This window comes from Streptomyces pristinaespiralis (assembly GCF_001278075.1).
Classification (GTDB): domain Bacteria; phylum Actinomycetota; class Actinomycetes; order Streptomycetales; family Streptomycetaceae; genus Streptomyces; species Streptomyces pristinaespiralis.
In genome coordinates, this window is sequence record NZ_CP011340.1 from 7524391 (window position 1) to 7537145 (window position 12755).

Sequence of the window (12755 nt, forward strand, 5' to 3'; positions counted from 1 at the left end):
GGTGCGAAACGGTCTGGTTATAGTGAAGACACTCTGTCTCGCAAAACGTGCGGCACGGAGGTCCGGCCGCGGACGAGCGCCACAGATGGGGACCGTCATGACAGACCCGCTTTCCACCCCCGAGCCCCCGGATGAGAGCGGTGCGCCGCGCTGGGTGAAGGTCCTCGGCGGCATCGCGCTCGCGCTGGTCGTGGTGATCCTGGTCGTGCATCTCGCCGGTGGCGGCATGGGAGGGCACACACCATGACGGCCATGCCGCCCCGGATACGCAAGATCGCGCTCACCGCGCACGTCACGTCCTCCGTCGGCTGGATCGGCGCGGTGGCCGTCTTCCTCGTTCTCGCCGTCACCGGACTGGGCAGCCAGGACCCGCAGACCGTGCGGGCCGCGTACCTGGCCATGGAGCTGACCGGACGGCTGGTCATCGTGCCGCTCGCCCTCGCCTCGCTGCTCACCGGGCTCGTCCAGTCGCTGGGCACGGTCTGGGGACTGTTCCGCCACTACTGGGTCCTGGTCAAGCTCCTGATCGGCGTCCTGGCCACGGTGTTGCTCCTCGTCCACATGCGGCCCGTCGGCCACATGGCCGACGCCGTGCGGCAGGCGACCCTGACCGAAGGTGAACTCGGTGGTCTGCGGATCCAGTTGGCCGCCGACGCCGGTGCGGCGCTCCTCGTACTGCTCGTCGCGGTGGCACTGTCGGTCTTCAAGCCCCGGGGGACGACCCGCTACGGGCGGCGCCGCATGCGGGCGGCTGCGCCGCGCTAGCCCTGTCGACCCGGCCCGTCGAGCAGGGCGAGGGCGCGCGTGCCGGTCGAGCGTCCGGCAGTCCCAAGGCGAGGTGAAAGGCCGACGAGCGCGGACGGTAGGCGTGCCCGGGCGACGGTGACGTCGTCAGCCGCCCGACGGGCTGACAGACTGCCGGGACACGCCGCGGGTGCTGTCCCGACAGGGGCGGTTCCGTGGCCGGCGGGGACGCGCAGGGCCCCCGTCGGGGCAGGTTCGGAGAGCTGATGCAGGAGCACGACCCGACGCCGGCCGATGACCAGCGCCGGCACTGGCAGGAGACGTACGCCGCCCATCCCGCGATGTACGGGGACCAGCCGTCGGCCGCGGCCGTCCACGCGCTGGACCGCTTCCGTGCCGCGGGCGCCCGCCAGGTGCTCGAGCTGGGCGCGGGCCACGGCCGGGACACCCTCTTCTTCGCCAGGGCCGGCCTCACGGTCATCGCCACCGACTTCAGCCGCACCGGTATCGATCAGCTGCGCACCGCCGCGGACGGGGCGGGCCTGACGGGCCTGGTGAGTGCCGCCGTCCATGACGTGCGCCGACCGCTGCCGCTCGGCGACGGGTCGGTGGACGCGGTCTTCGCGCACATGCTGCTGTGCATGGCTCTGTCGACCGACGAGATCCACGCCGCCGTCGCCGAGGTGCGCCGGGTGCTGCGGCCCGGCGGCGTTTTCGTCTACACCGTCCGCCACACCGGCGACGCGCACTACGGCCGGGGAACCGCCCACGGCGACGACATCTACGAACACGGCGGCTTCGGCGTGCACTTCTTCCCGCGCCGCCTCGTCGACGCGCTGGCCGAGGGCTGGCAGCTCGAGGAGGTCCAGTCGTTCGAAGAAGGAGAACTGCCCCGGCGCCTGTGGCGCGTCACCCAGGTCCGACCCGCCTGAGGCCCGGACCGCCGTCGAGCTTGCCTGCTCGGCCACGGGGGTCGGCGGCCGATCCCGCCGATCGCTGTACCTATCCGCTCGGCTGCCGGGTCCGCGTCATCCGGCCGCCCCGCGTCGAGCCGGCCGACCACCTGGATCGTCCATGCCGGAACCACCATGCGCAGGTCCTGGCCGGCGGCCTCGCGAGCCTGCCGGTGACTGCGAGGCCCCGCCGTACCCGAAGCGGGCGCGCCGCAGGGAGCCGACGCATGGTACGCGCCGAGCTCCCCGGTGGCGTCGCCCCGGCGGCGCGGTGTTCACCCCCGCTGGGCGTCGATCTCGGCGATGAGGGCCTCGATGCGGGTCCTGATCTCGTCGCGGATGGGGCGGACGGACTCCACGCCCTTGCCGGCGGGGTCTTCGAGGGCCCAGTCGAGGTACTTCTTGCCCGGGAAGATCGGGCAGGCGTCGCCGCAGCCCATGGTGATGACGTAGTCGGACGCCTGGACGGCCTCGGTGGTGAGGATCTTCGGGGTGGCGGCGGAGATGTCGATGCCGACTTCCTTCATGGCCTCGACGGCGGCGGGGTTGACCTGGTCGCCGGGGACGGAGCCGGCCGAGCGGACCTCGATCCTGTCGCCCGCGAGGTGGTGGAGGAAGCCGGCGGCCATCTGGGAGCGGCCCGCGTTGTGGACGCAGACGAACAGCACGGAGGCGAGCGGGGCGGAGGACATGGGCTCTTCCTTCACGAGGTGGGGCAGCGGTTCGAGGACAGGCGGTACGAGGGGTGCGGGCGGGGCAGGGGCCGGCGGAGCATGATGCGGCGCCTTCACCGTCGCGGCTGTCGTCGCGGATCCGCCGCATGCGGCGACTGCGCGCCGGCCCCTGGGTCAGCAGCCAGGTCAGTCCGGACTGGTATCAGCCGAACATGATGTGACAGTATCAGCCCATGATGACGTCAGTCGACACTGATCTCCTACGGGTACTGGCCGACCCGCTCAGGCTCCGGATCGTGACCCTGCTCGCCCGCGAGACCTTGTGCACCACCCACCTCGTGGAGGAGACGGGTGCCCGCCAGACCAACCTCTCCAACCACCTGAAGGTGCTGCGCGAGGCCGGGGTCGTGGAGACCGAGCCGTGCGGCCGCTTCACCTACTACAAGCTCCGTCCGGACGTCATCGCCCAGCTCGCCGGCCAGTTCGCCGACCTGGCCGAGTCCGCCCGTTCCGCCACCGACAACAAGAGGGCCTGTCCGTGACACGCACCGAAGGACCCGCGGCGACCCGCGCCGAAACACCCGCGACGCCCGGCGCCGAAGGGACCGCGACCGCTGGCGACCCGGGGCACGCCACCGCCGAGGAACGGTCGGTCGTCGCGAAGCTGTCGACGCTCGACCGTTTCCTCGCCGTCTGGATCCTGATCGCCATGGGCCTCGGCCTGGGGCTCGGCCGGCTGATCCCCGGCCTGAACGACGCGCTGGCGAAGGTGGAGATCGGCGGCATATCGCTGCCGATCGCCGTCGGCCTGCTGATCATGATGTACCCGGTCCTCGCGAAGGTCCGCTACGACAAGCTGGACGCCGTCACCGGCGACCGCAGGCTCATGGTCTCCTCGCTGGTCGTCAACTGGGTCCTCGGGCCGGCGGTGATGTTCGCCCTCGCGTGGATCTTCCTGCCCGACCTGCCCGAGTACCGCACCGGCCTGATCATCGTCGGACTCGCCCGCTGCATCGCCATGGTCATCATCTGGAACGACCTGGCGTGCGGCGACCGGGAGGCCGCCGCCGTCCTGGTCGCGCTGAACTCGGTCTTCCAGGTCGTCGCCTTCGGCCTGCTGGGCTGGCTCTACCTCGACCTGCTGCCCGGCTGGCTCGGCCTCGGCGACGGCGAGAGCCTCGACATCTCGATGTGGAAGATCGCGCTCAACGTCGTCGTCTTCCTCGGAATCCCGCTCCTCGCCGGATTCCTGACCCGGCGGATCGGTGAGAAGAAGCTCGGCCGCGAGCCGTACGAGAACAACTTCCTGCCGAAGATCGGCCCCTGGGCGCTCTACGGCCTGCTGTTCACGATCGTCGTCCTCTTCGCCCTCCAGGGGAAGACGATCACCTCACAGCCGCTGGACGTCGCCCGGATCGCGCTGCCGCTGCTCGTCTACTTCGCCGTCGTCTGGTTCGGCACCTTCGCGCTCGGCAAGCTGATCGGCCTGAACTACGACCGCACCGCGACCCTGGCCTTCACCGCGGCCGGAAACAACTTCGAACTCGCGATCGCGGTCGCCATCGCCACCTTCGGCGTCACCTCCGGCCAGGCCCTCTCCGGCGTCGTCGGCCCTCTCATCGAGGTCCCCGTCCTCGTCGCCCTGGTCTACGTCTCCCTGGCGTGGCGCAGGAAGTTCACCGCGGCGCAGCCGGTTTCATGACGCAACGCGCCGACGTGGTGGTGGTCGGCGGCGGCCAGAGCGGGCTCGCCGCCGGCTACCACCTGCGCCGCCTCGGCATCGACTTCGCCGTTCTGGACGGCGGGTCGCTGCCGGGCGGCGCCTGGCAGCACACCTGGGACTCGCTTCGCCTGTTCTCCCCGGCCGCGTACTCGTCGCTGCCGGGCCGTCTGATGCCGGCGCAGCCGGGCGAGACGTATCCGGACGCCGGGCATGTGCTCGAGTACCTCGCGGACTACGAGAAGCGGTACGAGCTGCCCGTCCGGCACGGTGTCCAGGTCCGGGCGGTGCACCGCGACGGGGCGTTCCTGCGGGTGGAGACCGACGCGGGCGCCTGGCGGTGCCGGGCGGTCGTCAGTGCGACGGGCACCTGGTCCCGCCCGTTCCTGCCCGCCGTTCCCGGCCGGGGAGTCTTCGCCGGCCGGCAGCTGCACACCACCGACTACCGCCGCCCTGCCGACTTCGCCGGGCAGCGCGTGATCGTCGTGGGTGGCGGCAACTCCGGCGCCCAGATCGCCGCCGACCTCGCCCTGGACGGCGTGCGGCTCACGTGGGTGACGCGGCGTCCGCCGCGCTACCTCGCCGACGACATCGACGGCCGTGTCCTCTTCGACGTCGCCACGGCCCGTCGCCGCGCACTCGACGAAGGCCGCACCGACAGCGGCGGCGTCGCCTCCCTCGGCGACATCGTCGCCGTCCCGCCGGTCCGGGCCGCCCGCGACGCCGGACTGCTCGAGCCCCGGCCTCCGTTCACCCGGCTCACGGCCACCGGCGCCGAGTGGACGGACGGCACCACGGCCGAGGCGGACACCGTCATCTGGTGCACCGGCTTCCGTGCGGCCCTGTCCCACCTCGCGCCTCTCGGACTGCGCGGGCCACGCGGCCGCATCGCGACCGAAGGCACCCGCGCCGTCGACGAGCCGCGCCTGCACCTCCTCGGCTACGGCGACTGGACCGGACCCGCCTCCGCCACCCTGATCGGCGTCGGCCGGCCCGCCCGCGACGCGGCCCGCGAGGTCGCCCGACTGCTGCACTGAGGCCCAAGACCGCCCTGCCTCACCGGAGCCTCCGTACGGGCGCAGGCATCCTGACCGCGGAAGGTTCCGACAGCCCCACGCCGACCGGCCGTCGCTCCTTGGACGAGGCGGTCCGACGGGCGACACTGCAGGCATGGAGGAGCCGCCGCTCGACGTACTGATCGTGGGTGCGGGGCCGACAGGCCTGGCCCTGGCGGCCCAGCTGCGGGCGTACGGCGTCCGGTTCCGGATCATCGACCGGCACCTGGACCGCGCCCGCGAGTCCCGCGCACTGGCCGTTCAGCCGCGGACGCTGGAAGCTCTGGCGCCCTTCGGGGTGAGCGAGGAGCTGGTGCGGCGCGGCAATCCGGCGGTGCGGCTGAGCATGCATCTGCCGGGCAGGACGGTGCGGGTGCCGCTGTTCGACCTGGGCGTCGCCGACACGCCGTACCCCTTCCTGCTGTTCCTGTCGCAGGCCGAGACGGAGAGCGTCCTCGGCCGGTACCTGACCGACGGCGGGACACCCCTCGAGCGGGGTGTCGAGCTCGTGGGGACGGTGGGCGCCGGTGAACAGGTGGCCTGCCGCCTGAGGAGAGGGGACGGGGCAGAGGAACGGGTGACCACGCGCTACGTGGCCGGCTGTGACGGGGCCCGCAGCACCGTGCGGCAGCAGGCCGGCATCGGTTTCGAGGGCCACTCCTACCCGCAGACGTTCCTGCTCGCCGACCTGGAGGCCGACGGTCTCGAGCCGGGAGCGGCGCACGCCTGTATGACCGACGCAGGGATGGTGTTCTTCTTCCCGCTCGTGTCGCCCGCGAGCTGGCGGATGCTCGCGATCAGACCCCCCGACACACCGGATACCGCCGGAACGGCGGTGAGCCTCGCGATGCTCCAGTCCCTCGTCGACCGCTACGTCGACCTGCCGCTGCGCTTGCGCGACCCGGTGTGGATGACCGACTTCAAGATCCACAACCGTGGCGCCGGCCGCTACCGCTCGGGGCCCTTCTTCCTGGCCGGCGACGCGGCCCACATCCACAGCCCCGCCGGCGCCCAAGGGATGAACACCGGCATCCAGGACGCCCTCAACCTCGGCTGGAAACTCGCCATGGTCTGCCGGGGCACCGCACCGGCCGCCCTGCTGGACACCTACGATGCGGAACGCGCACCGGTCGGCCGTGACGTCCTGCGCTTCACCGACCTCGCCTTCAAGATCGCGACCAGTGCCCACCCCCTGATCCGGTCGGCACGCACCCGCCTCGCGCCCCGCGTCGCGCCGCTCGTCCTGCGTCCTGCGCCGCTGCGCGCCGCCGTCTTCCGCCGGCTCGGCCAGCTCGCCGTCGACTACCGGCGCAGCCCGCTCACCGCCGCGGGCTCCCGGCCGCCCCGCCACGGCCCGAGAGCCGGCGACCGGCTGCCGGACACTCCGCCCGGCCTGCAGGCCCTGACCGCCCGGCCCGGCCACCACCTGCTTCTCTGCGGTCCGCCGGGCAGCTGGAACGGCTCCCCGGAGCCCGCCGCTCCGGCCCGGGGACGCGCGGGCCTCCTCCACGTCCACAGACTCGGAACGAACGCGCCCTGGGCAGGCACCGTTCACTGCCTGGTGCGGCCCGACGGCTACATCGCCTACCTCGCGACGGGCACGGACCTGACCGGTCTCGTCGCCCACCTCGACCGCTGGCTCCCGCCCCGGGAACCGGAACGCCCAGGGCCCTGAACGGGAACGCCGCCGGGCGCCTGCCGGGCGGGACCCACCGGGGCCCGAACGTGACCCGCAGCCGCCGGGGACGCCCGACCGCGCTGCTAGCGTTGCCTCTTGGACGAGGGGGCGAAAGCAGCAGATGACACCGACCACGTTCCGTATCGGGGGCGATCTGACCGTACGCCGGCTGGGGTTCGGTGCCATGCACCTGCCGACCGAGCCCGGTTCCGCCAGGGAGACGTCACTCGCCGTCGCCCGGCGGGCCGTCGAACTGGGCGTCACGCTCATCGACACCGCGTACCTGTACGGCGGGGGAGCCAACGAGGAACTCCTCGCCGAGGCCCTGCACCCCTACCCGGACGGGCTGCTCATCACCACCAAGGTCGGCGTCGCGCGATCCGGTCCGTCGGGGGAGTGGCGGCTCGACGGGCGGCCGGCCGTCCTGCGCGGGCAGGTCGAGGAGGCGCTGCGCCGACTGCGCGTCGAGCGCGTCGAGTTGCTCCAGCTGCACCGGATCGATCCGCAGACGCCGCTCGCCGACCAGGTCGGCACCCTGCGGGACCTGCGCGACGAGGGCAAGATCGGCCGGATCGGACTGTCGGAGGTCACCGTCGCCGAGCTCGAGGAGGCGAGAGGGATCGTCGACATCGCGAGCGTGCAGAACCGCTACAGCCTTCTCGACCGTGAGTACGAGCCCGTGCTCGCCGCCTGCGAGGCGGCCGGGATCGCGTTCCTGCCCTGGCGGCCGGTCGCTTGGGGGAAGGCGGGGGCGAACGACGAGATCGCCGCCGTGGCCGCCGAACTCGACGCATGCCCGACGCAGGTCCTGCTCGCGTGGCTCCTCGGGCACTCACCGGTCGTCCTGCCGATCCCGGGCACCACGCGGATCGACCATCTGGAAGAGAATCTCGCCGCCGAAGGTCTCCACCTGCCGCCCGCCCTCCGCGACCGCCTCGACGGGCTGGCCGCGCCGGAGTAGAGCCACGGCCGAACGTCGTGTGTCCCCCACGACCGCTGGGCCGGGTCCGCGGCCGGCCGGTCGGCTTTCCTGGTCGGCTTTCCTCGGGAAAAGCAGCAGCGGCCGGTGACCGGGCGGGACCATTTCTCGCCGTCCGGCCGGTGTACCCGCGGCTCCCGATTACCTGACGTCCTTTTTGTGCGCTTTGATGCCGACTTCGCCGTGTGGTGTCCTGGCCGGGGGCGTTCAAGGGGAGTCGGCATGTCCGTATTGATATGTATTCAATGTCCTTGAGTGGCGCGAAGGCGATTACGATGCTGTGACTGTGGTGTGAAGATCAAGGACGAGGCGACTGCCCGCTGGGTGCGGGAAGAAAAGAAGAAAAGGGGGAAAGGTGATTCCGCTTGTTCCGCCGGCCGCCGGGCTCGGCGCTGTTCCCGTGTCTGCGGACGCAGTCCCGACGATTGCCGCCGGCCGGCCTTCGCCGGCCGTGCGCATGGGCTCGGACGGCGCCGGTGACCGGCCCGGATGGACGGGCGGCGGAACATGGTGCCCCGTTCCGGAGGGGCGACGTGCGCGGGCTCGTGGTCACCTGTCGGTCCACCGTCGACCGGGTCGTGGCCGAGCGGAAGTCGTCCCCACCGAGTCTCTTTGCGTCGGAAGAAAACCGAAACACCTATGGTGATGGTCCGGCCGGAAGGGCCGGCCGTTTCCGGTGAACGAGGAGATTCAGGCTTCAGGGCGCTCAGAGCGGCCGTGCCTGCACTGCTCGCTTATTCCGCGATTCGTATTCTGTGTCTTGCGGTGCTCTATCTCTGGTCCTGGTTCACGGGGCGCGATGCGACCGATCTGCTTGCGCGGCGCTGGGATTCCCTGTGGTACGTCAGGGTCATTGAAGAAGGATACGGTTTCACTCTTCAGGCGCCGGACGGCAGAGTCCTTTCCAACATGGCCTTCTTCCCTCTTCTGCCATGGCTCGAATCGCTGGTGTCGGCGGTCACGTCTTTGAGCCCCGCGCACGCGGGTCTTTTCATCAGTGCGGTCGCGTCCCTGGTTGCCGCTTACGGGATATTCACCGTCACGGAGCAGCTCTACGGGCCCAGGAGCGGCTTTTTCGCCGTTGTCCTCTGGGCGGTGCTGCCGGTCGGCATAGTCCAGTCGATGGCCTACAGCGAATCGCTGTTCGTGGCCCTGGCTGTCTGGTCGTTGCGGTGGTCCATGAACGGGGACTGGATGCGCGCCGGCGTCCTCGCTTCGCTCGCCGGCCTGACGCGTCCGGTCGGTCTGGCGGTCACCGCGGCGGTCTGGGCCGCGGCGCTCGTCCAGATATGGGCGACCTCCGACAACCGGGACGGGGTCCGGCCGGCGGGCCGGATGGTTCTGGGCCTTTGCGTCGCCCCCTTGGGGGCCGTCGGCTACATACTGTGGGTCGGTCACCGGACGGGCACGCCCTGGGGTTACCTCGATGTACAGGCCGAGTGGGGCAACGGTTTCGACGGCGGGCTGGCCTTCTCGAAATTCATCGCCGGTCTTCTCCTCGGTCCGTCATTCCTCGCGGGACTGGCCCTGCTCGCCGGTGTGTTCGCGATCGGATGGCTCTACAGAAGGACCATCATCGAGAAACAGCCCGTCGCGCTGACCGTTTACTGCGGAGTGGTGGTGATCCTCGCGATCTGCGCCTCCGGGTATTTCGGCTCCAAGCCCCGCCTGCTGATTCCCGCCTTTCCGCTGCTCCTTCCTCTCGCCAACATGCTCAGCCGCGCCGCAGGGGCGAAGGCGGTGGGCATCGCCGGAACGGCCGCCCTGGTCGCGGCCGTCTACGGCGCCTTCTGGCTGAACGGGTCCGGGCCGCCATAGCGCGCGACCGGCGGTGGCGAAGCGAGGAGTGGCCGGCATCGCCGCAGCCCTCAGTTGCTGCTGCCGACACGCTCACCGGTGAACATCTCCGAGAGGGGCAAGCGCCCTGATCGTGCGGAGCCGGGATGAGTTCCGCGGTCGTCGAAGGTCCACCCCCTTGGGCCGCCGGTGCGCGGCGGCCCCTGTCGGGGATCCGTCTCCCCGGGCACACGAGAGAAGGGAAGAGCAGCGTGACAGTGATCGTTGCGGGCAGGTTGTACGTGGATCCGATGGACCGGGACCGCTTCGTCGAGGGCCATCGCCCCATCGTTGAGGCGGCCCGCAGCCACCCAGGCTGCCTCGATCTGTCCATCTCACCCGACCCGATCGAGTCGGGACGGGTGAACAACTTCGAGTGCTGGGAGTCGCAGGAGGCCCTCGACGCCTTCCGAGCGGTGGCCCCGCGCCCCTCCGCATCCGTCGAGATCAGGGACGCCCAGGTACTCAAGCACGACGTCTCGCACACCGGTCCGCCCTTCGACTGGCGGCATCGCCCGGAGGAGGCCGCCCTCGCCGGTCGTGTGACCGCCCGGCGAGGGCGTTTCGGTGAGCCGGCGCCGGCCACGACCTGGCCGAACGAGACGGGCACCAAGGTGCCCGGACGGCCCGTGCGACGTCAGGTCCGCCGCACCGCCGGCACGACTCCGCACCGCGCGCACAGCTGATGGATGCGGCCGCGAGCATCGTGCCAGGGCCTGGTGCCGTCCCCGCCGCCGCACACCCGGCACGCCGGCGTCGCACGCGTCCCGGCGGGCGGGGCCGGGGAGCGCAGTACCCGCTCGACCACCACCGCGAGCGGCTCGGTGGGATGAAAACGAGGGTCGGGGCAGTAGGCGATGTTCTGCCACCCGCGCTGCCAGGCGCGCCAGGACTCATCGGCCGCCACCTGTCGAAAGCCCCGCGCCTTGCTCGCTTCGCGCCTCGCGGCGAAGGCGCGCTCACTCTCGACCCACAACCGGCGCGCGTGGTGCAACTTCTCGACCGCGCGCACGAGCGACGCGGGATCCCTGTCCACAGGCGTCGGGATCCGCGCGCTGAGGCAGAGGTGGTGATACGTGGCCCGGAAGCCGTACGGGGAGAAGTGCACGAGGCACGACCGCAGGTTCGTATGCCGGACGCCCGCCGGCAGGCCCTCGTCGTGGACCCGTCGGCGGTGCGTGCTGAAGCTGCTCATCCACGGGACGTTATGGCCCGCGGCGAGGGTGCGGCACCTCACTTCTGCGGCCGGAGCGGGCGTCGGCCGGTCGGCCATATCCCGTTGTCGGCACCCGGGGCGCGGCCATAGGGTCACCGTCATGTCTGTACGTGTCCGTATGCGTCAAGCCCTGCCCCAAGCCATGCGCGCCCGCGACAAGGTCGCGGTGAGCGCTCTGCGCGCCACGCTCGCGGCACTGGACAACGCGGAGGCGGTGCCCGCCGGATCCAGCGGTCTCCGTGGCTCGGCGGCCATCGAGGAGTCACCGGTCGGCGCCGGCGCTACCGAGGTGGCGCGGCGGGAGCTGAGCGAGCACGACACCGCGGACATCGTGCGCGCCGAGATCGCCGAACGGCTGGAGGCCGCGGCGGAATTGACCGCGCCGGCACACGCGGACCGGGCCGAACGGCTCCGCGCGGAAGCTGCCGTGCTGCTCGCTTTCCTCGACGGCACCGGCTCCGGCGCCGCGTAGGGCCACGCCGGGCGGTCCCGCCCGGCCGTGCCGGACGCCGGCAGGCGCCCCGCCCGCCCCGTGGCGTTGCCGACGCCGGCAGGGACCGGAGACGTGCGGTCGCACCGGCGACCGCGGCTGCCGCTTCAAGGACCGGACGGCTACCGACGGCGCTGGTGTCCCGGCCCGCACAGCACAGCGGGCCGGCGCGCCCGATCGGCGGTCCCCCTCCGGGCCGCCGCGAGGGCCCCCGGCACAGGACTTGCGGTGCCACGGGGTGGCGGGACCCTGGAAGAGGCCGTGGGTGAACCGGCCCGGACGCACGCTGCGCGGCCGCCGGCAAGCGGGACCGGAGAGGACGACGTCATGAAGGCACTGGTGTTCCAAGGCCCGGGACAGACGTCCTGGCAGGACGTTCCGGACCCCGATCTCAAGGACGCCGCCGACGCGGTGATCCGCGTCGACGCCGTCACCATCTGCGGCACGGACCTCCACATCATCAAGGGAGACGTGCCCGAGGTGACGCCCGGCACGGTCCTGGGCCATGAAGCGGTCGGGGAGGTGGTGGAGGTCGGGAGCGAGGTGCGTACGGTCCGCCCCGGTGACCGCGTGCTGGTCTCCTGCATCGCGGCGTGCGGCCGATGCGTCTTCTGCCGGGAGAACCGCTACGGACAGTGCCGCGGGGGCGGCGGATGGGTGCTCGGGCATCTGATCGACGGAACCCAGGCCGAGTACGTCCGCGTGCCCTTCGCGGACCTCTCGGTGCACCCGCTGCCCGGCGCTGTGACGAGTGAGGACGCCGTCCTGCTCGCCGACATCTTCCCCACCGGCTACGAGGTGGGCGTCCTCAACGGGCGGGTGCGGCCCGGCGACACCGTCGTGGTGGTCGGCGCCGGGCCGATCGGGCTCGCCACCATCGCCACGGCGCAGCTCTACAGCCCGGGGCGGATCATCGCGGTCGACCTCGCGGAATCCCGGCTCCAGGCGGCACGGGACATGGGCGCCGATGCCACCGTCGGTGCCGACGAAGGCCCGGAGGCACTGGTCGAGGACCTCACGGAAGGACTCGGAGCCGATGTCGTCGTCGAGGCGGTCGGCGTACCGGAGGCGTTCGAGCAGTGCACCCGGATGGTGCGCCCGGGAGGCCATGTCGCCAACGTGGGCGTGCACGGCAGGCCCGCGGCGCTGCATCTCGAGGAGCTGTGGATCAAGGACGTGACGATCACGACCGGACTCGTCGACACGCACTCCACGCCGATGCTGCTGCGCATGATGGCGGCCGGGAGGCTCCCGGCGGCGTCGGCGATGGTCACGCACCGCTTCGAACTCGGGCAGATGGAAGAGGCGTACGACGTCTTCGCACGCGCCACGGACACCGGCGCCCTCAAGGTCGTGCTCGGCGGCCCGCGCCACGACGAGGTCAGTGTGCCCGCCTAGTCGGGGCGGGCC

14 protein-coding genes are annotated in these 12755 nt (G+C 71.7%); 12 read left to right on the plus strand and 2 right to left on the minus strand.

Features of this window, described 5'->3' with window-relative positions; translation table 11 throughout:
- The first annotated feature begins 97 nt into the window (after positions 1-97).
- The 3 genes from SPRI_RS38610 (at position 98) to SPRI_RS32405 (ending at position 1676) form a co-directional block, all read left to right on the plus strand.
- The gene (locus SPRI_RS38610) at positions 98-247 is read left to right on the plus strand and encodes a hypothetical protein (RefSeq protein WP_158685214.1); all 150 of its coding nucleotides are present in this window, start codon (positions 98-100) and stop codon (positions 245-247) included.
- A 5-nt stretch (positions 248-252) separates the two neighbouring features.
- Positions 253-765, plus strand: coding sequence for a hypothetical protein (locus tag SPRI_RS32400; protein ID WP_005320719.1), 513 nt, complete (start codon positions 253-255; stop codon positions 763-765).
- Positions 766-1010: 245 nt separating this feature from the next.
- Positions 1011-1676 (plus strand): class I SAM-dependent methyltransferase, encoded by a 666-nt coding sequence (locus SPRI_RS32405; RefSeq protein WP_005320720.1) that lies wholly within the window; start codon positions 1011-1013, stop codon positions 1674-1676.
- Positions 1677-1972: 296 nt separating this feature from the next.
- Here SPRI_RS32405 and SPRI_RS32410 read toward each other — a convergent pair whose 3' ends face one another.
- On the minus strand, positions 1973-2389 hold the full coding sequence (locus SPRI_RS32410) for an arsenate reductase ArsC (protein ID WP_005320722.1): 417 nt from the start codon (positions 2387-2389) through the stop codon (positions 1973-1975).
- Positions 2390-2604: 215 nt separating this feature from the next.
- Here SPRI_RS32410 and SPRI_RS32415 point away from each other — a divergent pair, with 215 nt between their 5' ends.
- The 7 genes from SPRI_RS32415 to SPRI_RS36550 all read left to right on the plus strand — a co-directional run bounded on the left by SPRI_RS32415 (position 2605) and on the right by SPRI_RS36550 (position 10325).
- On the plus strand, positions 2605-2913 hold the full coding sequence (locus tag SPRI_RS32415) for an ArsR/SmtB family transcription factor (RefSeq protein ID WP_005320723.1): 309 nt from the start codon (positions 2605-2607) through the stop codon (positions 2911-2913).
- Positions 2904-4073 (plus strand): ACR3 family arsenite efflux transporter, encoded by a 1170-nt coding sequence (gene arsB / locus SPRI_RS32420; protein ID WP_374987870.1) that lies wholly within the window; start codon positions 2904-2906, stop codon positions 4071-4073. Before SPRI_RS32415 ends, arsB begins: the two co-directional genes overlap by 10 nt.
- Entirely contained in the window at positions 4070-5128 is a 1059-nt protein-coding gene (locus SPRI_RS32425; protein WP_053557576.1) for an ArsO family NAD(P)H-dependent flavin-containing monooxygenase, read from the plus strand. The genes arsB and SPRI_RS32425 overlap by 4 nt, the downstream gene beginning before the upstream one ends.
- Positions 5129-5261: 133 nt before the next feature.
- Positions 5262-6821 (plus strand): FAD-dependent monooxygenase, encoded by a 1560-nt coding sequence (locus SPRI_RS32430; protein ID WP_037777192.1) that lies wholly within the window; start codon positions 5262-5264, stop codon positions 6819-6821.
- A gap of 124 nt (positions 6822-6945) precedes the next feature.
- Positions 6946-7785 (plus strand): aldo/keto reductase, encoded by an 840-nt coding sequence (locus SPRI_RS32435; protein ID WP_037775389.1) that lies wholly within the window; start codon positions 6946-6948, stop codon positions 7783-7785.
- 657 nt (positions 7786-8442) lie between these two features.
- Positions 8443-9621, plus strand: a complete 1179-nt coding sequence (locus SPRI_RS32440) for a hypothetical protein (RefSeq protein ID WP_005320726.1) — start codon at positions 8443-8445, stop codon at positions 9619-9621.
- Between the two features lie 230 nt (positions 9622-9851).
- Positions 9852-10325, plus strand: a complete 474-nt coding sequence (locus tag SPRI_RS36550; protein WP_078535418.1) for a putative quinol monooxygenase — start codon at positions 9852-9854, stop codon at positions 10323-10325.
- On the opposite strand, the gene SPRI_RS32450 is transcribed toward SPRI_RS36550, so the two are convergent.
- On the minus strand, positions 10277-10834 hold the full coding sequence (locus SPRI_RS32450; RefSeq protein WP_037775391.1) for a hypothetical protein: 558 nt from the start codon (positions 10832-10834) through the stop codon (positions 10277-10279). The two genes, SPRI_RS36550 and SPRI_RS32450, sit on opposite strands and share 49 nt — an antisense overlap.
- Positions 10835-10997: 163 nt before the next feature.
- Between SPRI_RS32450 and SPRI_RS32455 the strand changes: the two genes are divergently transcribed.
- The gene (locus tag SPRI_RS32455) at positions 10998-11327 is read left to right on the plus strand and encodes a GatB/YqeY domain-containing protein (RefSeq protein ID WP_037775392.1); all 330 of its coding nucleotides are present in this window, start codon (positions 10998-11000) and stop codon (positions 11325-11327) included.
- Between the two features lie 345 nt (positions 11328-11672).
- Positions 11673-12743 (plus strand): zinc-dependent alcohol dehydrogenase family protein, encoded by a 1071-nt coding sequence (locus SPRI_RS32460; RefSeq protein ID WP_005320730.1) that lies wholly within the window; start codon positions 11673-11675, stop codon positions 12741-12743.
- The last annotated feature ends 12 nt before the right edge of the window (positions 12744-12755 follow it).